Genomic DNA, 18,880 nt, shown 5'->3' with positions numbered 1-18,880 from the left:
GCGACGGAACTCCGGATCGAACCCGCAGCGGTATAAAAACCTACGCTCGCACCCGGGGCGAACGACACGCTTTCCCCGACCCGCGCCACGCACTAAGCCCCCGCACCATGACCGACACCGTAGCCAGCCCGACCGCACCCGTCCCGAACCAGTGGGTAATGGACATCGCGCCGTACATTCCCGGCCGCTCGACCACCGATGATGGCCGCACCGTCGCCAAGCTGTCGTCGAACGAGAACCCGCTCGGCACCTCGCCCGTCGCGCGCGCGGCCTACGCCTCCGCCGCCGATACGCTGGAGCGTTATCCCGACGCCAGCGCGGCGCCCGTTCGAGAGGCGATCGCGGCCGCATTTGACCTTGATCCGCAGCGCATCATCTACGGCAACGGCTCGGACGAGATCCTCCATCTCGCGGCAGGTGCCTTCGCCGGTCCGGGCGACGAGGTGATCTTCGTCCGCTACGGCTTCGCGGTGTACGAGATCGCGGCGCGGCGCGTCGGCGCGACGCCGGTGATCGCGCCGGATCGCGATTACGCGACCGACGTCGATGCGGTGCTCGCGTGCGTCACCGATCGGACACGCCTCGTCTACATCGCCAATCCCAACAACCCGACCGGCACCTTCGCGCCCCGTGCGGAGATTGCGCGGCTTCACGCGGGCCTGCCGAGCCACGTGCTGCTCGTACTCGATCAGGCTTACGCCGAGTATCTCGACGCGACCGACGACGACGGCGGGCTCGACCTCGCGCGCACCGCGTCGAACGTCCTCGTCACGCGCACCTTCTCCAAGATCCACGGCCTCGCGTCCGAACGGATCGGCTGGGGCTACGCGCATGCCGACATTGTCCAGGCGCTGCACCGCATCCGCCTGCCGTTCAACATCACCATCGGTGGTCAGCGCGCCGCGGTCGCGGCGATCGAGGATCGTGGCTTCGTCGAGGCGACGCGCACCCACAATGCCGAGTGGCGCCGCTGGTTCGCCGACGAGATCGCGGCTCTGGGCAACGCTGGCCTTCGCGCGATCCCGAGTGAGGCGAACTTCGTCCTCGTCGTGTTCGAGGGCGAGCTGACCGCGGAGACCGCCTACAAGGGGCTGATGGACGCGGGGTTCATCGTCCGCTGGCTACCCGGACAGGGCCTCGCGCAAGGGCTGCGCATCACGATCGGCACCGAGGAGGAGACGCGCGGCGTCGCGGCGGCGCTCCGCACGCTCGTTGATCGGCACGCCGCCTCTGCGCACGCCACACCGGTCGATCAAGGTATCGAGCGCGGCTGATGCTCCCGTTCGCGCGCGTCACGATCATCGGGCTGGGCCTGATCGGCTCCTCGATCGCGCGCGCGGTGCGGGAGTATATGCCAAGCGTTCGAATAACCGGCCATGACGTCAGCGCCGAGGTGCGCGAGGCGGCACGCGCGCTCAAGCTCGCTGACGACGTGACCGACACCGCGGGGGCAGCGGTGACCGACGCTGATCTCGTGATCATGTGCGTGCCGGTCGGCGCGATGGCGGCAGTCGCCTCCGAGATCGCGGCCGACCTGCCCGGCGACGCGATCGTCAGCGATGTCGGCAGCTGCAAGGCATCGGTTGCCGCCGCACTCACCGCGCATCTGCCGGCCTCGCAAGTCGTCCCCGCACACCCAGTCGCGGGTACCGAGCAAAGCGGGCCGGAGGCGGGCTTCGCGACGCTGTTCCGCGGCCGCTGGTGCATCGTCACGCCACTTACCGAGAACGATGAGGTGTCGGTCGAGCGCGTGGCAGAGTTCTGGCGCCGGCTGGGCGCCGACGTCGAGCAGATGGCGCCCGACCATCACGATCTCGTCCTCGCGGTCACCAGCCACCTGCCGCACCTGATCGCCTACACGATCGTCGGGACCGCCGACGATCTGCAACAGGTGACGCAGAGCGAGGTGATCAAATTCTCCGCCGGCGGGTTCCGCGACTTCACCCGTATCGCCGCGTCCGATCCCGTCATGTGGCGCGACGTGTTTCTGTCGAACAAGGACGCGGTGCTCGACATGCTGCAGCGCTTCTCCGAAGACCTGTCCCAGCTGCAGCGCGCGATTCGCTGGGGTGACGGTGACGCATTGTACGACCGCTTCGCGCGCACCCGCGCGATCCGCCGCTCGATCGTCGATCAGGGGCAGGACGACGCCGCCGCCGATTTCGGCCGCAAGCACGATTGAGCGCTGTCCTACAGATCGCCGATGCGCTTACACCGGCGACGCTGTTTGACCTATCATCCGGGCGCGCGCGCACGCGCAATCGGTGCGACCTTTCGGACCTTCCGCGCTCAGTCGTTGAGCGCGTTGATCGCGGCGTGGACGCGCTCCTCGATCTCGCGGCGCGGCAGTCCGGGCGGGATCGCCTCGCCGATCAGCACGCGTACCGGTCCCGCATGCGCGTGTCCCTTGCGCGGCCAGCGCCGTCCGCTGTCGAGCGCGATCGGCACCACCGGATAGCCGAGTGCGCGGTACAGCCCGGCGAAGCCCGAGCGCAGCGGCGGGCGCTCGCCGTGCGCCATGCGCGATCCTTCGGGAAACACGATCACCGACCGCCCCTGATCCTTGAACACCGCCGCATCGCTCATCAGCTGCCGCAGCGCCTTTGCAGAGGCCTCGCGGTCGACCGGCAGCGCCCCGTAGATGCGCGCCGCCCAGCCCCATAACGGGATCTGCGCCAATTCGCGCTTGATGACGACCGCGGGCCCACCCAGCCGGTACGGCAGCTCCAGCGTCTCGTACATCGCCTCGTGCTTGGCCGCGTAGAGGACCGGGCCGTGGGGTAACGCCGCGCCGCTCACCTGCGTGCGCACCCCCATGATCCAGCGCGCGATCGCGCCGTGAAACCGCGCCCAGGCGTGTGAGTAAGCGATCATCGCACGCTGTCCGAACAGCGCGACGATCGGGATGACGAGCACGACCAGCAGCGATCCAATCGCGAACAGAATGCGAAACACCCAGGTCCGCACCACATCAGCCACGCCAATTCTCCCACCACAGCACTGCGCGGCGCAGCAGCAGCTTGTGATATTCGTTCAAGAGCTGCGCAAGGCTCGGCTGGCTCGGGACGCCGTCGATCACCACCCTAACCGCCGGATCGAGCGATTGCGCCAGCTCCATGCCTGCGCGCCGCGCGTGCCAGTTGGAAGTGACGAGCCGGACCGAGCGATAACGGTGCGTCTTGACCCAGCCCGCGATCTCCTCCGCATTCGATCGCGTATCGACCGCCTCCTGCCCCAGATCGACGCAGCAGGCGAACACCGGAGCGTAGCCGTAGGTCCGCACCAAATCGCGCTGCCTCACACCCGGCGCGGTGCCCGTCACCAGCATGCGCCGCGCCTGGCCCGCTTTCAGTAATTCCAGTCCACGATCGATCCGGCCCGCAGCCCCCGTCGGCACGACGATGCCGTCGGTGCGCACGTCGTTGGCCGGCTGCGGCAGAGTCACCGCGAACAGCGCGAAGCCGAGCGCCCACACGATCAGCGCCAGTCCGACCAGACGACGGATCATCGCATCTGCCCCAGGCTGCGCACCACCGTGCGGCGCGCCACCGCCGCCGCGAGCGCGACGAACGCGAAGGGCAGCACGACCAGCGCGGCCCATCCGCCAGTACCGAGTGTCACCGTGCCGAGCAGTTCGGAGCCGAGCATCCCCGCCTGCGCACCCAGCAGCGCGACCGTCACGAGCCCGATCACTCCACCCACTGCCGAGCCCATCGCGGCATCGAGCGACAGCCGCCGCTGGAACAGCCGCGCGACCTGCACGTCGGTCGCGCCCAGCATGTGCATGACTTCGATCGTGCCGCGATGCGCCTCCAGTCCGGCGCGCGCCGCCAGCACGACGACGAACGCGGTCGCGCCCAGCATCATCGCGACCAGCAGGGTGGCAAGCATGCTCATCGTGCCCAGAAACGCGCGAACCGGCGCGAGTGCCTGGCTGTGCAGGTCGAGCCGTGCGCCCGGCACGCCGGCCAGTGCGCCGCGCACCCGCCCGGCCGTGCCCGCATCGCTCAACGTCAGGTCGACCAGCACCGGGATCGGCAGATCGACGTCGTCGGCGTCGCCGCCGAGCCAGGGTCCGAGCAGTTTCGCGATCTCGGCACGCGGCACGACGCGCACGCCGCCGACACCCGGAATCCCTGCGAGCAGCGAGGCCACCTCCCCTGCCGCAGCCTCGCGCGTCGCCGGGTCGGCCGCCGCGATCTGCACGGTGGCGCGACCGCCTAGCTGCACGCCGACCGCTTGCGTCGCGCGCGCGGTGCCGATCCCGGCCGCGGTCGCCAGCACGGTCAGGAACAGCATGACCGCGATGACCCACACCATCCCGCGCCCGGTCCGCGCGGTGTCGAGCACGCGCGTGCTCGCCTTGCTCACGCCACCCTCCCCGCGCGGCTCATGCCTGCCGCCCGGGCGGGTGACGCAGCATGCCGGTGGGGTCGAGCAGCCGTCCGCCGTCGATCCGCATCATCTGCGCCGATCGCACGCGCGCGATCAGCTGCAGGTCGTGCGTCGCGATGACCAGCGTCGTGCCGAGGCCGTTGAGCGACGCGAACAATTGCAGCAGCCGGTCCGCCATCGCCTCGTCGACGTTGCCGGTCGGCTCGTCCGCGACCAGGATTTCCGGGCGCCCGATCACCGCACGCGCGATCGCCACGCGCTGCTGCTCGCCGCCCGACAGCGTCGGCGGGCGCGCGTCGGCACGGTTGGTCAGTCCTACCCACGCCAGCATCTCCGAGACCGCATCGCGCACCTCGTCCTCCAGCACGCCCGCGATCCTGAGCGGCAGTGCGATATTGTCCGCCGCCGACAGGTGCGGAACGAGCCGGAAGTCCTGGAACACCACGCCGATGCGGCGGCGGAAGCCGGGTATGCGCGCGCGCGGCAGGGTGACCACGTCGGTGCCGAACAGATGGATCGCGCCGCGCGTCGGTCGCTGTGCCAGGTACAGCATCTTCAGCAGCGAGGTCTTGCCCGCCCCGCTCGCCCCCGTCACGAAGTAGAACTCGCCCGAGGTCAGCGAGAAGGAAAGGTCCGACAAGACCTCCTCGCCCTGGCCGTAGCGCAGCCCCACATTCTCGAACTGCACGATCGTGGCCACCGGCCGGCGACATCCCTTCGCTTGAGCGCGCCCGCCATCGCATGGCGCATGCCCTTTCATCAAGTCGCGGGCAACGATCCGCCGGTCCGCGGGCGTCGTTTCGCTGCCGATACTTGCCAGCACGCGAAGTGAGGTGTTTACGTCGCTAACGATAACCGTAAGCGTGGCGTCATGATCCTCGAGTGTCCCGAATGCCGCACCCGCTATCTCGTCCCCGACTCCGCGGTCGGTGTGGGCGGGCGCACCGTGCGCTGCGCCAATTGCCGGCACAGCTGGTTTCAGGACGGTCCGGCACCCGCTCCCATGCCCGCGACCGACGTGCCTGCGACCGCGGCGCCCTCTCTCGCCGCCTCCGGCTTCGCGCCGGTCGGCTACGCGCCCTCTCCCATAACCGAGCCGATCACGGGCACGCCGGACGCCGGCTTCGACGCGTTCGCGCACCGCGCGCCGTTTCGCCCGCGGCGCAACATGGCGCGCGTTCGCACGATCGCGTCGATCGCCGCCGGGCTGATCATGCTGGCGCTCGTCGGCGTGATCCTGTGGACGACCGCACCCGGCCTCGCGCAGCAGGCGGGCTTCAACATCGGGCCGGCGCAATCGCCCTTGCGCATCGTCGACAATCCCATCGAGCGGCGCCAGATGACCAACGGATCGGAGCTGTTCGCGGTCAGTGGGCGGATCACCAACCCGTCGTCGGCCGCGCAGCGCGTGCCCGACCTGCGTGCCGACCTGCGCGACGAGAACGGCCGCGTCGTGTTCAGCTGGACGATCACGCCGCAGCAGCGGACGCTGCCCGCCAATGGCGCGATCGATTTCAACTCCGCGCAGGTCGACGTGCCAGCCTCGTCGAAGCGGCTGGACCTCAGCTTTGTCGGTGAGGCGAGCTGACGCGTACGAAAGGTGTGTGCGCCCGCACAATCGCCGTTGCCAGCCACGAACGGCTTTGCTAGAGGCCCGCTCCTGCCAGTCGCCGGGCCTGCCCGGTGAACATTGTGTGCGGTCGTGGCGGAACTGGTAGACGCGCAACGTTGAGGTCGTTGTGGCCGAAAGGCCGTGGAAGTTCGAGTCTTCTCGACCGCACCATTTTCTCATCTCTAATGTGATGAGAATGCTAGGAAAACGGACTATCCGAGTTCTATTTTCCCCTTTTTATCCCCACACTTCAGCTTGGCTGGCGTGTGGCTTGACGTACGGCTTGAGCTAAGCTGAACTCTCTTGCCTACAGTCTGCGTCCATCGCTAAAGGCCGGCTCGCCGAGTCTAAAGGTTTCGCTCGTGCGGTCGTTCTGGAAATGGGATAGATCGTCCTTATCTAGTATTGGACTGTGGTCGATTTGCAACATTGCCGCCTGCTCCGCGTTATGCGACCTGATGCTCTCGAAGCGAAATTTGGCTGTTCATGGCAGCTCAATTGTGAGGGGAGCATCGATCGGTGACGACGACAGCGCTTCGGCAGAAAGGAGCTACAATGCGTAACCCGTCTAGGCAGGCCATACCTGCTTCAACGCGGGCTGCACGGCCTACGCCGACGTATAACGATGAAGTCTCTTCGGATTTTATCGCACGTCAGCAGGCTCACATCGAAGGTTCGCAGCCCGCGGGCTTTCAACTGACTCCGGTGTCGGGAGACGCCTGGTAAGTTGGTCTGGACCTTCTTCCCTTTCTCCACTCTGCCGGCACCGACGAGCATCGTCTGGTGCCGGTTTCCGTATGTGGAGGATGTTGACAAGCCAGGGCCAAAGCCCCGTCCCGCAATTGTAAAGCGCGCCAGCGCAGATCAAGACGGCAATCCTTGGGTCCATGTGGCCTATGGAACAACTCAAAAGCTGTTCCTGACGGGGCTGACGAATTTTACTGTGTCGAACGTGGCCGATATGGATGCTTGTGGCCTGTGGTGTGCCACTCGTTTCCGCCTCGATCGCGTGGCCCTTGTGCCTTGGGCGGATGAGTTCTTTTCCGACGCACCTGGTAGAGCCTCACCCGTCATGGGGCGGCTAAGTGAACATCAGGTCCAGCTACTGCGCTACCAATCTGCCCTGCTCCAGCGGCAGGAACAGGAGCGACAGCAGCGACTGCCATTGGAACCCGGCAAAGACTGAGTTCACCACGCGAGCGCAAGGCGCGGTTCAACACAGACTTAGATGCATCTCGACCGCACCATTTTCTGCTCTCCCTCGAGCAGCGCTGAGTACTCGCCCGGCGCGGGCGCAGCCGGGCCGGCAGTGTCGCTGGCGTCCACATCTCCGTTGCAGCGGATCGCTTGGGTCCAAATCGCGCGGCTCGGCGTTTGATGACGATGGCGTCGCCCGATCATTCTCCCGTCTACCTGAACGCGATCGGCACCGCTGTTCCCGATCATGATATCCACGCGGCTTTCATCGGCTGGGCGCGCGAGCGATTGCCCGAGCGTGAGCGCAAGCTGTTCGACCGCATGGCCGCGCGCGCCGCGATCCATCATCGCTGGTCGGTCCTGCCGGCATCCGCGGGGTCGCCGGTCGGCGAGGGTGGCTTTTACGCCGGCGCGATCCATCCCGGCACCGCCGCGCGCATGTCGCTCTATGCCGAGGCGGCACCGTCACTCGCGCTGGCGGCGGTGGAGCGGCTGGCCGAACAGGTCGCGACGACCGGCGTGACGCATCTGGTCGTCGCCAGTTGCACCGGCTTCGTCGCACCCGGGATCGACCAGATCATCGCGCGTCGCCTGAACCTGTCCCCTTCGGTCGAACGCACCTTGATCGGGTTCATGGGCTGCTACGCCGCGGTTGCCGCGCTGCGCACCGCGCGCCACATCGTGCGCTCGCAGCCCGAGGCGCGCGTGCTGGTCATCACCGTGGAATTGTCGACGCTCCACCTGCAGGCGGTCGACGAGATCGAGCCGCTGCTCGCAATGTTGCAGTTTGGCGATGGTGCCGCCGCCGCGCTCGTCTCGGCCGAGCCGCGTGGGCTGGCGCTCGGGCAACCATTCGCGACCACGCTCGCCGCCTCGGACCAGCTGATCCGCTGGGACATCACCGACACGGGCTTCGCGATGCATCTGTCAGGCGAGGTTCCGGGCCGCATCGCGGGCGCGCTCGCCGATCCGACGCTCGTTGCACAGATCACCGACGGTCGCGCCGCAGGTGAGATCGATGCCTGGGCGGTGCACGCCGGTGGGCGATCGATCCTCGATGCGGTCGAGCACGCGCTGGCGCTCGGCCCCACCGCTCTGAGCGAGTCGCGTGCCGTACTGGTCGACAACGGCAACATGTCGTCGGCGACTCTGATGTTCGTGCTGGCACGCATCCTCGCCCGCGAGTCGGTCGAGCACGGTGTCGCACTCGCCTTCGGACCCGGGCTCGCCGCCGAGGGGTTCGCGTTCGGGCCGAGCGCGTGAGCGCGCTCGCCACGCGTGCCGTCGGTCAGGAGCTGATGGACGCCGACGATCTGCCCGCCGATACCTATGCCGCGGTCGTGCGCGATCTGGCGCAGGTGAACACGGTCACGCTGGCGGCGCGTCCGACGCTCTCGTTCCTCGCCGCGCATGTACGTCGCGGTAAACGCTACCGCCTGCTCGACGTCGGTTTCGGCGACGGCGACATGCTGCGGCGGATCGCGCGCTGGGGCAACAGGCGTGGCGTGGAGTTTGAACTCGTCGGGATCGACCTCAACCCGCGTAGCGAGGCGGCCGCGCGCGCCGATACGCCGGCCGGCTACAATATCGACTATCGCACCGGCGACTACGCCGACCTCGCCGGCGAGCGTTGGGACTTCATCGTCTCCAGCCTGGTCGCGCACCACATGACGACCGATCAGCTCGTCGCCTTTCTCGCCTTCATGGACGCGCACGTGCACACCGGCTGGCTGGTCAACGACCTGCATCGCCACCGCTTCGCGTACACCGGCTGGCCGTTGCTCGCTGCATTGTTCCGCTGGCACGACATCGTGCGCCACGACGGCCATCTCTCGATTGCTCGCAGCTACCGTCCCGCGGAGTGGCAGTCATTGCTGGCGCGTGCCGGGGTCGACGCGCGCGTGTTCACCGCCTTTCCGTTCCGGTTATGCGTCAGCAGCCGCTGATCGTCGGCGCCGGACCCGCGGGGACCGCCGCGGCGATCACGCTCGCGCACGGCGGCGCGCCGCCGGTTGTACTCGAACGCGCGCGCGAGACGGGCGACGCGATTTGCGGCGGATTTGTCAGCTGGCGAACGATCCGGACGCTGGAACAGCTCGGCATCGAGGCGGACGCACTCAATCCCGCGCGGATCACCCGTGTGCGCGTGTTCGCGGGCGGGCGGCGGAGCGAGGCGCCGCTCCCGCATGCCGCACTCGCCGTTTCGCGTCACCGACTCGACACGGTCATGCAGCGCCGGGCGGAAGCGCTCGGCGCGACGATCGAGCGCGGCGTTGCCGTCCGCGCGATCGATCGACGAAGGGTCACCACCGCCGATGGCGCGAGCATCGAGCCAGACGCGCTGCTGCTCGCCAGCGGCAAGCACGACGTGCGAGGGTCAGCGCGACCAGCCGACGCGCGTGGGCACGATCCCGCACTCGGCTTGCGCGTACGCCTGCCCGCTTGCGCGCACCTCCACGCGCTGGTCGGCGACGCGATCGAGCTGCACCTGTTCGATCGCGGTTACTGCGGCATCGTGCTGCAGGAAGACGGCAGCGCCAACGCCTGCATGGCGGTGCACCGATCGCGCTTGCACGAGGCGGGGAGTCCCGACGCACTGCTGCACGCGATCGCGGCCGAGGCGCCCGCGCTCGCCGATCGGCTCGGCTTCGTCGGAAGCGGGGGCTGGGGCGCGATCGATGCGATCGCCAACGTGCCCTACGGGTGGCGCACGGCAGAGACGACCGCGGGCGTGTTCCGGCTGGGCGACCAGGCAGCGGTGATCCCGTCATTGGCGGGCGAAGGGATCGGCATCGCGGTTGCCAGCGGGCTTTCGAGCGCGCGCGCGCTGCTTACCGGTGGGCCCGAGGAATCGATCGCCTGGCAGCGCGGGTTCGCCTGCACCGTTGCTGCCCCGGTCCGCAACGCCGGTCTCGTCTGGTCGCTCGCCGAGCAGCGCTGGAGCGCGCCGCTGCTGCCGCTGCTGGCGCGAATACCGGGTGCGCTCGGCTTGGTCGCGGCGGCGACGCGCGTCCCCGTGTTTGAGCGTTCCGCCGCCTAAGGGCGGCCACGCGCGACTTTTTTCACCGCCAGCATGCCGGGTGATCGGCTTGTTAAGCATCGCTCAAGCCTCTATTCGCCACGGCCGACGTTATGGCCCGTGCCCGTCCCTCATCCTCGCGCGCTCGCTCGAAGACCCGCTCGCCGTGGCGCCGCCGCTGGTCGATCGCGTGGAAGTCGCTCCTGGTGCTCGCGCTCGTCGCGGTCGGTGCGCTCGTCACCGCGGTCTATGTCGCCCGCGCGCAGCTGCCGAGCTTCGAGGATCTGAAGTCGTCGCCCAACGGGCAGATGATCCGCGTCCACGCCGCCGACGGATCGGTGATCGTCTCACTGGGGCCGAGCTACGGCGAGTGGCTGTCGATCGACCGCATCCCGGCGGTCATGCAGCGCGCAATGATCTCGGTCGAGGACCGCCGCTTCTACAACCACCTGGGCGTCGATCCGATCGGTGTCGCGCGCTCGGTCGACGTGCGCGTGCGGCGCGGTCGCTGGACGCAGGGCGGCTCGACGATCACGCAGCAGCTCGCGCGCAACATCTTCCTCACCTCCGCCAAGAAGTTCGGGCGCAAGTTCCGCGAGGCGATCCTGGCGCTCGCGATCGAGCGGAAGTTCTCCAAGGATCAGATCCTCGAACTCTACCTGAATAAGGTCTATTTCGGCGGCGGCGCGTACGGCATCGACGCGGCGTCGCGGCGCTTCTTCGGGCACGGCGCCAACCACCTGACACTCTCGGAGGCCGCGATCATCGCCGGGCTGGTCAAGGCGCCGTCGAACTACTCGCCCACCGCCGACGCCGAGGCCGCAGTCGGGCGCGCGGGCGTCGTGATCGAGACGATGCGCGAGACGGGCGCGATCACGCCGGCACAGGCCGCTGCCGCCGATCCGCAAGGCGTCAAGCTCGCGCCCGCGCCGCGGCAGAACAGCGTGCGCTACTTCACCGACTGGGCGCTGCCGCAGCTCGAACTGCTGATCGACGAGACGGTCAAGCCGCTGGAGGTATGGACCACGCTCGACACTGGCATGCAGCGTGACGCCGATGCCGCGATCCAGCAGAACGTGCCCAAGGGTGCGCAGGGCGCGCTCGTCGCACTCGACCGCGACGGCGCGGTGCGCGCGATGGTCGGCGGCACCGACTATGTCAGCTCGATCTACAACCGCGCGACGCAGGCGGTGCGTCAACCGGGTTCGGCGTTCAAGCTGTTCGTCTATCTCGCCGCGATCGAGGCGGGGAAGACGCCCGACGACAAGGAACTGGACGCGCCGGTCACGATCGACGGCTGGAGCCCGCGCAACGACTCGCGCCGCAACTCGGGCGAGGTGACGCTTCGCACCGCCTTCGCCTACTCGCTCAACACCGTCGCGGCGAAGCTCGGGCAGATGGTCGGGTTCCAGACGGTCGCCGACATGGCGCGTCGCTTCGGCATCACCACCCCCGTCAACACGCATCCCTCGATGGTGCTCGGCACGTCGGAGGTGCGGCTGATCGACATGACGCGTGCCTTCGCCAGCGTCGCCAACAAGGGCGTGGCCGTCACCCCCTACGCGATCACCAAGGTGACCACTGACGGTGAGACGATCTACACGCACGAGGTCGATCGCAGCCACGTGCTGGTCGCCCCCGATGTCGCGGCGCGGATGACCGACCTGCTGCAGACCGCGGTCAACACGGGCACTGGTCGCGCGGCGCAGATCGGGCGGCCGGTCGCTGGCAAGACGGGCACGACCACCTCGTCGAAGGACGGCTGGTTCCTGGGTTTCTCGTCCGGGCTGACCACCGGCGTGTGGATGGGGCGCGACGATGCGAAGCCGATCGCCGGGCTGCACGGTGGCACCGCACCGGCAAAGGCGTTCGCCGCCTTCATGCGCCAGGCAGTCGCCAAGCGCCCGATCGAGGAGTTCGACACCAAGGTGACGCTACCCGAGTGGCAGCTGGAGCCCGACGACGAGGCCTATTACGGTTCACCCGACAACAGCACGTTCGTCGACGGCGATGGTTATCCGATCGGCGGCGGAGCCGAGGCCGCACCCGAGGCTCAACGCGTGCCGAGCGACGAGCCGCCGGCCACTGGTGAAGGCGACGAGCAGCGGCTCGATCAGGATTGGATCGACCGGGTGACCAATCGCCGTCGCGACACGCCTCGTCCCGCGCCAGCGCCCACCGCTGGCGTGCCGGCGCGCGAGGTTCCGGTTGCGCCGCCCGCCGAGCGGCGCCCGCCGACGCGGGTCGATACCTACTCGACCGCCGACCGACCGTACCAGTGAAGGCTGGCGCCGTGCTGGCGCAGCCACTGCCGCTCGGGCGTCGGATCGCGGCCGAACAGTTTCTCGACCAGCGCGTGGAACGCCGGCCCGTGGTTCATGTGGACGCGGTGCGCGACCTCGTGCGCGGCGGTGGCGCGGCGGACCTCGGGCGGCGACAGCGCCAAGCGCCAGCTGTAGCGGATCGCGCCGTGCGACGCGCAACTGCCCCAGCGCGCGCGTGGGTCACCGATCGTCACCTGCGTGACCGCGACGCCCGCCCGTGCGGCATAATGATCGGTATCGGCTGTCAGCAGCGCGAGCGCCTGCTGCTTCACCCAGGCGGCAACGCGCGACTCTACCCGCTCGACCGGACCGCCGATCAGCAGCCGATCACCCTGACGTTCGACGCGACGCGACGCGTCGGCAGCCCACACGATCTCCAGCATGACACCGTCGAACGGCAACAGCGCGCCGGGCACGAACGGGCGCGGCTGCGGCAGCGCATCGCGCTGCTGTGCAATCCATTCTTCGTGCGAGTGCGCCCAGGCGAGCAACGGCGCGAGTGCCGCGCGCTTCGGGATCGTCAGCCGTGTGCGACCGGTCACCGGATCGAACGACAGCCTGGCGCGCCGCGCGCGGGCATGACGCACGACATCGATCGCCGGGTTCATTGCCGCATGATCAGCCGATGACGCTCACAGCCGACGATCAACCATGTGGTTCTCCAGATCGCCGGCGTCATCTTCGCTGACGGTCCAGCCGCGCACCGACTCGCCCGCGCGGTGCACCGCCTCGCGGTCACCGCTGACGAGATAATGCCAGTCGGGCAGCGGCTCTTCGTTGGCGCGCAGGCGATAGGCGCAGGTCGAGGGCAGCCAGTCGATCTGATCGACGTTGCCGTTGGTCAGCCGCACGCACTCGCTGACATAGGCGCGGCGGTTGCGGTAGTTGGAGCATTGCCCGCTACGCCGATCGAGCAGCCGGCACGCGACGTTGGTGGCGTAGAGTTCGCCCGTCTCGTCATCCTCCAGCTTGTGGAGGCAGCATTTGCCGCAGCCGTCGCACAATGCCTCCCACTGCGCGCGGTCGAGCTTGGACAGCGGCGTGTCTTCCCAGAAGCGCGTGCTCACTTGGCCCATTTCACGATTTCGTCCGCCATCGCTTGCGGCGGCGTCTCGGGCAGCAGCGCGAGCGGTTTGCCGGCCGGGTCCATCAGGTAGATTTGCCGGCTGTGCTCCATCAGATAGCCGTCCTTGTTGCCCTTTCCACGCGCGAAGAAAATGCCGTACTCCTTGGCGACGCGCGCGATCTCCTCGGGCGTGCCGGTCAGACCGACCATGCGCCGGTGAAAGGCCGAGACGAATTGCTTGAGCACCTTGGGCGTATCACGCGCAGGGTCGACACTGACTAAGATCGGCACCACGCGGCTCGCGAGCGACGGGTTCGACTTCTCCAACAGCCGCATGGCAGCGCCGACGTTCTGCATGTCGGTCGGGCAGACGTCGGGGCAGAAGGTGTAGCCGAAGTACATGATCCGGTATCGCCCAGCGAAGTCGCGCTCGGTGACGGTGCGGCCATTCTGGTCGACCAGCGTGAACGGCCCGCCGATCCGCGCGCCGGCGAGCGGCGGCGCTGCGGGCGGCTGTTGGGGCTGCGACGAGCAGGACGACAGCGCCACCGCGAACAGCGCAGGCAGGGCGAGCATCAGACGGGGCATGTACATGGTGCATCCAGCATTGATGGGTTATACGATGGGGAGCAAGTGCATGTTCGCCAAGGCGTTTGCATCCGACCGTCACCCTGACCTCGTGAGGCCCATGTTCCGTTTCGCCCCCCTCGCCGCCGCCGCGATCACGCTGGCCGCTCCGGCCGCCGCGCAACAACAGTCCGCCAGCTACAAGTTCCTGCAGGCGGTGCGCAGCGGCGACGGCAATGCGGTGACGCAGCTGGTCGAGCAGCCCGGGCAGCGGATCATCAACACGCGTGACGTGTCGACCGGAGAGACCGCGCTCCACATCGTGGTGAAGCGCGGCGACGCGACCTACCTGCGCTACCTGCTGGCGAAGGGGGCCGATCCCAACATCCGCGACAATGCAGGCAATACGCCGATGATGCTGGCGGTGCAGGAGGGGGAGCCCGCGCTGATCGACATCCTGGCGCTGGTGAAGGCCAATGCCAATCTCGGCAATTCGGGCGGCGAGACCCCGCTGATCCGCGCGGTGCAGCGCCGCGACCTGGCGCTGGTGCGATCGCTCCTCGCCGCTGGTGCCAACCCGGACCAGACCGACAACGTCGCGGGCATGTCGGCGCGCGACTATGCCAAGGCCGATCCGCGCGCCGCGCCGGTGCTGAAGGTCTTGTCGGCTACGCCGGCCACGAAGCCGCGTGCCGTATCGGGGCCGACATTGCGCTAGCTCAACCGCCGAGCTGCATCGCTTCAGGATCGTGGTGCGCGATCAACCGTCGCGCGGCACGCCGGGCGAACGCGAGCGTGCAGCGCTTGCGCACGTGCGCGGGAAGCGGATCGGTCCGCGCCTCGCGCACGATCTCCGCGTCGTAGCGGTCTGCGATGATGAGGCCGGTGCGCTCGGGTAGGAACGCAGGGCCATCGATCGGCGAGGCGTCGAACCCGGCGGGTACCGCCCAGTAGAAGCGGTCGCAGTGCGGCAGATAGTCCTGCCACTTGCCATCGCCGAGCAGGTCGGCGCGCGACACCTTGATCTCGACGATCACGAGCTGCCCGCGCGCGTCGACCGCCATCAGGTCGGCGCGGCGTCCGCCCTCCAACGGCACTTCGTGGATCGTCACCAGATCGTGACGCAGGAACATGCGCGTCACGCCGCGCGCGACATCGGCGGCGCAGAGCGCGTCGTTGGTGGTATCCTGACAGGTGGCGGGCGGCTGAAGCATGACCGAATGCTTAGAACATTCGGGGAACGCAGGCTAGTCGCCCGCGGATCGGATCAGCGATAGAAGGTGTGGTTGCCGATCGCAGCAACGCGGACGAGGCCACGGTTGGGCGAGCGACCCGCGTTGAAGTATAGCGCCTTGGCGGCGTCGCTGTCCCACGCGTCCTTCATCGCGACCTTCGCAACCGCGACCGCAGTGCGCCAGCGCGCATTCTCGGCGACATCGGGGATGCGACCGCCGCGCACGAAGGAGAACTGACCCGGCTGCGTCACGACGCCGCAGGCACTCTTGGCGAAGCGGCCCGAGTTCGCACGATTGAGGATGACTTCGGCGACCGCGAGCTGGCCGCTCAGCGGCTCACCGCGTGCCTCGAAATAGATTGCGCCGGCGAGGCAGCGGAGCTGTTCGTCGTTGGTCGCGGCGTCCTGCGCGGCGACGGCGGCGGCGAGGGTCGGATAGGCGACCACGTCGTCCGCATCGGCCTCGGGCGCGAAGGCCGGGTCCTGCGCGACTGCTGGCTGGGTCGGAAGCTGTTGAACGAAATAGGAAACCGGGGGAACCGATACGGCAGTGATCGGTTTGGAAGTCTGATCCTTCGCGACGAGCGCCGGAGCCTCGGCGGCGAAGCTGGCGGTGCTGTGAAGTGCGAGACCGGCCAGGGAGATCAGGGTCGCTGCAACCGTTGCAGCGCGCTTCCGAAACGTCATTCATCGTCTACATCATGCGGTTGGTACACGAACGGTGCGTGTTGCTCGCAAGCGAGAGCACCACCGCCGGGATCCACCCGACTGCGTAACCGTCCGGCATCGCACACCGGCGCAGCACAACGCGTTTAGTTGATGGACCGCTCTTTGCCCGCCCTCACCGGCGGGTCAACAAACCAGGATCGTTTCAGCGGCGAACCGTTCGGCTTGCGCGATCATCAGTTCGACGACCCACAGATCGGGGTCCGACGCGCGGCGTTTTCGCCAGTAATCGTCCATCGCGACTCCGTCGGCGTCGACCGGCCCGGCGGGTACGAGAGACTCGCGATCGTCCAGATCGCGAAAGCGTTCCAACCCGCGCACGACACGCCCCTCGTCGATCAGCAGCAGGATCGCGCCGGTCTGCGCCTCACCGCGCGCGCGCACGACCGCGAAGCCGCCCGCATCGTTGACGCGCCGAACGAGCGCGCCGACCGCCAGATGCGTCGGAAGCCGCGCGCTCACGTCGTCGTGCCGTAACCCGGCAGCCCGGCGAGCGCGATGCGCGAACGCATAAAGGTACCGGTGCCGCGCGCCACCTCCTCGCCGTCCGAGGCGATCAACCGCGCTTCGGCGATGAAGACGCGGCGCTGCCCGCTGATCCAGCGGCCCTCCGCGACGACCGGGCCCTCACCTAGCGGACGCGTCAGGTTGAGGCTGAACTGAGTGGTCAGCAGGAAACGATCGGTGACGAGGCTGTTGGCGGCGTAGAAGGCCGCGTCGTCGAGCATCTTGAAGTAAGCGGTGCCGTGCGCCGCGCCGGCGGCGTGGAAGTGGCGACGATCGACCGCGAAATGGATTCGCGACACGCCTGCCTCGGGCACCTCCAGCCGCGACTCGAACAGCCGGTTGACCGGCGCCGCGGCGTAGAGCGACTCGAGCGCGCGGAAATGGGCGTCCGCACCCTCAGGCAGCGTCACGCGTCTCGTCCGAGGTCAGCAGCGCCCAGATCGCGTCGCGCGACCCTGCTCCGCGCAGCTTCGCCAGCAGCCCGCGATTGCGCACCAGCCGCGCGACCCGCGCCAGTGCCTTCAGGTGATCGCCCCCGGCATTGGGCGGCGAGAGCAGCACGAACAGCAGATCGACCGGCGCATCGTCGACCGCACCGAAGTCGATCGGCTGCGCGAGCCGGATCGTGCCCGCGACGATCCGGTCGAGCCCGGGCAATCGCGCGTGCGGGATGGCGACGCCGCCGCCGAACGCGGTCGAGCCGAGCTTTTCGCGCGCGCCGAGCGCGTCGGCGATGACACGCGCCTCCTGTCCCAGCACCGGCGCGGCGAGCGCACCGATCTGGGTGAAGGCGGCCTTGCGGGTGACGGCGGACACATTCACCGCCACCAGCTCGGGCAGCAACAGGTCGCTTAGATCCATCGAACGTGCGTCGGATCAGCCGCCGCGCTGCGGCTCGACCCAGCCGATCGTGCCGTCGCCGCGGCGATAGACCATGTTGTACGCACCCGTTCCCGCATTCTTGAACAACAGCGCCTGCGTGTTGCGCAGGTCGAGCATCATGACCGCGTCCGACACGCTGGCATCGGGCACGTCGACGCGCGTTTCGGCGATCACCAGCGGGGCGTCCTGCTCCTCCTCGTCGGCGATCGACTCGGCGAACAGCGTGTAGCCGGCATTGTCGTAGCCCGAGCGATCCTGCTCCGCCTCCGCCTCGACGTGCAGCGCGTGGCGATCCTTCAACCGGCGCATGTAGCGGCGAAGTTGCTTCTCGATCTTCTCCGCCGCGCCGTCGAAGGCGAGGTGTGCGTCATGTGCCTCATGCGCGCCTTTCAGCACCAGCCCGCGCATCACGTGCGAGACGATGTCGCAGCGGAACCCGACGTCGTGCGGCCCCTTGCCAAAGGTTACCTCGGCCGAGATGGCGCGCGCGAAATATTTGTCGGCGATACCCTGGAGGCGGTCCTCGACATGGCTCTTCAGCGCGTCGCCGATCGAAACCTGGTGACCATTGGTCCGGATATCCATTGTCTTCTCCTGCTCGACACGGGGCCAGGACGACCCCGCCATCCGCGCCAACCGGGCGCGACGGCCCCCTTCACGAAGAGCTCTCGGCCGCTCCCCACAAAGGCTCTTTTATACCGTTCACAAACGCTGCGTGCGCCGCCAGTTCCGCCGCACTGGCACGAAATAGCCGAGGTGCGCGTGCCTTTCGCGGCGCGGTGGCGACGACCTCGACCGCTTCCACCGGCACGTCGCTGACCAGCCCCAGGCCGATCTGCCGCCCACCGAGCAGTTCGACGTACACCTGCGCGAGCAGCTGCGCGTCGAGCAGCGCGCCGTGGAGCACGCGGTGCGAGCGATCGACACCGTAGCGGCTGCACAGCGCGTCGAGCGTGTGCTTGGCGCCGGGATGGCGGCTGCGCGCGATCTGCAGCGTGTCGACCATGCGCGTGCGGCACACGGGTGCGCGACCGCAGCGCTCCAGCTCGCCGTTCAGGAAGGAGAAGTCGAACCCGGCATTGTGCGCGATCAGCGGGCTGTCGCCGATGAACTCCAGCAGCGCGTCGACGCCCGCGGTGAACACCGGAAACTTCGACAGGAAGTCGATTCGCAGTCCGTGCACCCGCGCCGCCTCTTCGGGCATGTCGCGTTCGGGGTGGTAATAAGCGTGGAACGTCTGCCCGGTCTCAACCCGGTTGAACAATTCGACGCAGCCGATCTCCACCATCCGGTCGCCGCCGACGAAGCTCAGGCCCGTGGTTTCGGTATCGAAGACGATCTCGCGCATGGG

Annotated in this window: 23 protein-coding genes and 1 tRNA gene; 10 read left to right on the top strand and 14 right to left on the bottom strand. The window is 68.3% G+C overall.

What is annotated here, in order from left to right; genetic code table 11:
* Positions 1-107: 107 nt before the first annotated feature.
* Together hisC and BMW51_RS11900 are read left to right on the top strand one after the other, a co-directional pair.
* Positions 108-1,274: a histidinol-phosphate transaminase gene (gene hisC / locus BMW51_RS11905; RefSeq protein ID WP_093006645.1), complete on the top strand. Its 1,167-nt coding sequence runs from the start codon at positions 108-110 to the stop codon at positions 1,272-1,274.
* Entirely contained in the window at positions 1,274-2,182 is a 909-nt protein-coding gene (locus BMW51_RS11900) for a prephenate/arogenate dehydrogenase family protein (RefSeq protein WP_093006643.1), read from the top strand. The genes hisC and BMW51_RS11900 overlap by 1 nt, the downstream gene beginning before the upstream one ends.
* A gap of 107 nt (positions 2,183-2,289) precedes the next feature.
* Here the strand turns inward: BMW51_RS11900 and BMW51_RS11895 are convergent, their stop codons facing one another.
* The 4 genes from BMW51_RS11895 to ftsE are packed head-to-tail and all read right to left on the bottom strand — an operon-like array spanning position 2,290 to position 5,095.
* On the bottom strand, positions 2,290-2,979 hold the full coding sequence (locus BMW51_RS11895; protein WP_093006641.1) for a lysophospholipid acyltransferase family protein: 690 nt from the start codon (positions 2,977-2,979) through the stop codon (positions 2,290-2,292).
* Complete coding sequence (locus tag BMW51_RS11890) at positions 2,972-3,508, bottom strand: YdcF family protein (protein ID WP_093006640.1); 537 nt, start codon at positions 3,506-3,508, stop codon at positions 2,972-2,974. Before BMW51_RS11890 ends, BMW51_RS11895 begins: the two co-directional genes overlap by 8 nt.
* Positions 3,505-4,371: a cell division protein FtsX gene (locus BMW51_RS11885; RefSeq protein WP_093006638.1), complete on the bottom strand. Its 867-nt coding sequence runs from the start codon at positions 4,369-4,371 to the stop codon at positions 3,505-3,507. The genes BMW51_RS11890 and BMW51_RS11885 overlap by 4 nt, the downstream gene beginning before the upstream one ends.
* Before the next feature lie 19 nt (positions 4,372-4,390).
* Positions 4,391-5,095, bottom strand: coding sequence for a cell division ATP-binding protein FtsE (gene ftsE / locus BMW51_RS11880; protein ID WP_093006876.1), 705 nt, complete (start codon positions 5,093-5,095; stop codon positions 4,391-4,393).
* A gap of 171 nt (positions 5,096-5,266) precedes the next feature.
* Here ftsE and BMW51_RS11875 point away from each other — a divergent pair, with 171 nt between their 5' ends.
* The 7 genes from BMW51_RS11875 to BMW51_RS11850 all read left to right on the top strand — a co-directional run bounded on the left by BMW51_RS11875 (position 5,267) and on the right by BMW51_RS11850 (position 12,505).
* Positions 5,267-5,983 carry a zinc-ribbon domain-containing protein gene (locus BMW51_RS11875; protein WP_093006636.1) on the top strand — a complete coding sequence of 239 codons (717 nt, stop codon included), beginning with the start codon at positions 5,267-5,269 and terminating at the stop codon, positions 5,981-5,983.
* 108 nt (positions 5,984-6,091) lie between these two features.
* Positions 6,092-6,178 (top strand) — tRNA-Leu (locus BMW51_RS11870).
* Positions 6,179-6,734: 556 nt separating this feature from the next.
* Complete coding sequence (locus tag BMW51_RS15895) at positions 6,735-7,193, top strand: hypothetical protein (RefSeq protein ID WP_143051854.1); 459 nt, start codon at positions 6,735-6,737, stop codon at positions 7,191-7,193.
* Positions 7,194-7,384: 191 nt separating this feature from the next.
* Positions 7,385-8,467, top strand: a complete 1,083-nt coding sequence (locus tag BMW51_RS11865) for a type III polyketide synthase (RefSeq protein ID WP_425440991.1) — start codon at positions 7,385-7,387, stop codon at positions 8,465-8,467.
* Between the two features lie 35 nt (positions 8,468-8,502).
* The gene (locus BMW51_RS11860; RefSeq protein ID WP_093006872.1) at positions 8,503-9,150 is read left to right on the top strand and encodes a methyltransferase domain-containing protein; all 648 of its coding nucleotides are present in this window, start codon (positions 8,503-8,505) and stop codon (positions 9,148-9,150) included.
* Entirely contained in the window at positions 9,132-10,244 is a 1,113-nt protein-coding gene (locus BMW51_RS11855; RefSeq protein WP_093006634.1) for an NAD(P)/FAD-dependent oxidoreductase, read from the top strand. The genes BMW51_RS11860 and BMW51_RS11855 overlap by 19 nt, the downstream gene beginning before the upstream one ends.
* 92 nt (positions 10,245-10,336) lie before the next feature.
* Positions 10,337-12,505 (top strand): transglycosylase domain-containing protein, encoded by a 2,169-nt coding sequence (locus tag BMW51_RS11850; protein ID WP_093006632.1) that lies wholly within the window; start codon positions 10,337-10,339, stop codon positions 12,503-12,505.
* On the opposite strand, the gene BMW51_RS11845 is transcribed toward BMW51_RS11850, so the two are convergent.
* The 3 genes from BMW51_RS11845 to BMW51_RS11835 are packed head-to-tail and all read right to left on the bottom strand — an operon-like array spanning position 12,475 to position 14,201.
* Entirely contained in the window at positions 12,475-13,155 is a 681-nt protein-coding gene (locus BMW51_RS11845; RefSeq protein ID WP_093006630.1) for a M48 family metallopeptidase, read from the bottom strand. The genes BMW51_RS11850 and BMW51_RS11845 overlap by 31 nt on opposite strands.
* Positions 13,156-13,179: 24 nt before the next feature.
* Positions 13,180-13,623 (bottom strand): YcgN family cysteine cluster protein, encoded by a 444-nt coding sequence (locus BMW51_RS11840; RefSeq protein ID WP_093006628.1) that lies wholly within the window; start codon positions 13,621-13,623, stop codon positions 13,180-13,182.
* Entirely contained in the window at positions 13,611-14,201 is a 591-nt protein-coding gene (locus tag BMW51_RS11835; RefSeq protein ID WP_425440994.1) for an SCO family protein, read from the bottom strand. The genes BMW51_RS11840 and BMW51_RS11835 overlap by 13 nt, the downstream gene beginning before the upstream one ends.
* A gap of 100 nt (positions 14,202-14,301) precedes the next feature.
* Between BMW51_RS11835 and BMW51_RS11830 the strand changes: the two genes are divergently transcribed.
* The gene (locus BMW51_RS11830) at positions 14,302-14,898 is read left to right on the top strand and encodes an ankyrin repeat domain-containing protein (RefSeq protein ID WP_093006870.1); all 597 of its coding nucleotides are present in this window, start codon (positions 14,302-14,304) and stop codon (positions 14,896-14,898) included.
* A gap of 1 nt (position 14,899) precedes the next feature.
* Here the strand turns inward: BMW51_RS11830 and BMW51_RS11825 are convergent, their stop codons facing one another.
* From BMW51_RS11825 to dnaQ, 7 genes are all read right to left on the bottom strand, one after another.
* On the bottom strand, positions 14,900-15,394 hold the full coding sequence (locus tag BMW51_RS11825; RefSeq protein ID WP_093006624.1) for an MmcB family DNA repair protein: 495 nt from the start codon (positions 15,392-15,394) through the stop codon (positions 14,900-14,902).
* A 53-nt stretch (positions 15,395-15,447) separates the two neighbouring features.
* Positions 15,448-16,101, bottom strand: coding sequence for a cell wall hydrolase (locus tag BMW51_RS11820; RefSeq protein ID WP_093006622.1), 654 nt, complete (start codon positions 16,099-16,101; stop codon positions 15,448-15,450).
* A gap of 165 nt (positions 16,102-16,266) precedes the next feature.
* Positions 16,267-16,602 carry a DUF1491 family protein gene (locus BMW51_RS11815; protein WP_093006620.1) on the bottom strand — a complete coding sequence of 112 codons (336 nt, stop codon included), beginning with the start codon at positions 16,600-16,602 and terminating at the stop codon, positions 16,267-16,269.
* Complete coding sequence (locus BMW51_RS11810) at positions 16,599-17,057, bottom strand: PaaI family thioesterase (protein ID WP_093006618.1); 459 nt, start codon at positions 17,055-17,057, stop codon at positions 16,599-16,601. The genes BMW51_RS11815 and BMW51_RS11810 overlap by 4 nt, the downstream gene beginning before the upstream one ends.
* Complete coding sequence (locus tag BMW51_RS11805) at positions 17,044-17,508, bottom strand: PTS sugar transporter subunit IIA (RefSeq protein WP_093006616.1); 465 nt, start codon at positions 17,506-17,508, stop codon at positions 17,044-17,046. Before BMW51_RS11805 ends, BMW51_RS11810 begins: the two co-directional genes overlap by 14 nt.
* A 15-nt stretch (positions 17,509-17,523) precedes the next feature.
* Complete coding sequence (gene hpf / locus BMW51_RS11800; protein WP_093006868.1) at positions 17,524-18,114, bottom strand: ribosome hibernation-promoting factor, HPF/YfiA family; 591 nt, start codon at positions 18,112-18,114, stop codon at positions 17,524-17,526.
* Positions 18,115-18,184: 70 nt separating this feature from the next.
* A complete protein-coding gene (gene dnaQ / locus BMW51_RS11795; protein WP_093006614.1) occupies positions 18,185-18,877 on the bottom strand; it encodes a DNA polymerase III subunit epsilon in 693 nt (230 codons plus the stop codon).
* Between the last annotated feature and the right edge of the window lie 3 nt (positions 18,878-18,880).

This window comes from Sphingomonas palmae, assembly GCF_900109565.1.
GTDB lineage: Bacteria > Pseudomonadota > Alphaproteobacteria > Sphingomonadales > Sphingomonadaceae > Sphingomonas > Sphingomonas palmae.
This window is presented reverse-complemented; position numbering and strand designations above follow the sequence as displayed.

Bases quoted from the DNA above. Each gene is read 5' to 3' on its own strand.
- hisC (WP_093006645.1), top strand. From the start codon at position 108: ATGACCGACACCGTAGCCAGCCCGACCGCACCCGTCCCGAACCAGTGG.
- BMW51_RS11900 (WP_093006643.1), top strand. From the start codon at position 1,274: ATGCTCCCGTTCGCGCGCGTCACGATCATCGGGCTGGGCCTGATCGGC.
- BMW51_RS11890 (WP_093006640.1), bottom strand. From the start codon at position 3,508: ATGATCCGTCGTCTGGTCGGACTGGCGCTGATCGTGTGGGCGCTCGGC.
- BMW51_RS11875 (WP_093006636.1), top strand. From the start codon at position 5,267: ATGATCCTCGAGTGTCCCGAATGCCGCACCCGCTATCTCGTCCCCGAC.
- BMW51_RS11865 (WP_425440991.1), top strand. From the start codon at position 7,385: ATGACGATGGCGTCGCCCGATCATTCTCCCGTCTACCTGAACGCGATC.
- BMW51_RS11860 (WP_093006872.1), top strand. From the start codon at position 8,503: ATGGACGCCGACGATCTGCCCGCCGATACCTATGCCGCGGTCGTGCGC.
- BMW51_RS11855 (WP_093006634.1), top strand. From the start codon at position 9,132: ATGCGTCAGCAGCCGCTGATCGTCGGCGCCGGACCCGCGGGGACCGCC.
- BMW51_RS11850 (WP_093006632.1), top strand. From the start codon at position 10,337: ATGGCCCGTGCCCGTCCCTCATCCTCGCGCGCTCGCTCGAAGACCCGC.
- BMW51_RS11845 (WP_093006630.1), bottom strand. From the start codon at position 13,155: ATGAACCCGGCGATCGATGTCGTGCGTCATGCCCGCGCGCGGCGCGCC.
- BMW51_RS11840 (WP_093006628.1), bottom strand. From the start codon at position 13,623: ATGGGCCAAGTGAGCACGCGCTTCTGGGAAGACACGCCGCTGTCCAAG.
- BMW51_RS11835 (WP_425440994.1), bottom strand. From the start codon at position 14,201: ATGCCCCGTCTGATGCTCGCCCTGCCTGCGCTGTTCGCGGTGGCGCTG.
- BMW51_RS11830 (WP_093006870.1), top strand. From the start codon at position 14,302: ATGTTCCGTTTCGCCCCCCTCGCCGCCGCCGCGATCACGCTGGCCGCT.
- BMW51_RS11825 (WP_093006624.1), bottom strand. From the start codon at position 15,394: ATGCTTCAGCCGCCCGCCACCTGTCAGGATACCACCAACGACGCGCTC.
- BMW51_RS11820 (WP_093006622.1), bottom strand. From the start codon at position 16,101: ATGACGTTTCGGAAGCGCGCTGCAACGGTTGCAGCGACCCTGATCTCC.
- BMW51_RS11805 (WP_093006616.1), bottom strand. From the start codon at position 17,508: ATGGATCTAAGCGACCTGTTGCTGCCCGAGCTGGTGGCGGTGAATGTG.
- hpf (WP_093006868.1), bottom strand. From the start codon at position 18,114: ATGGATATCCGGACCAATGGTCACCAGGTTTCGATCGGCGACGCGCTG.
- dnaQ (WP_093006614.1), bottom strand. From the start codon at position 18,877: ATGCGCGAGATCGTCTTCGATACCGAAACCACGGGCCTGAGCTTCGTC.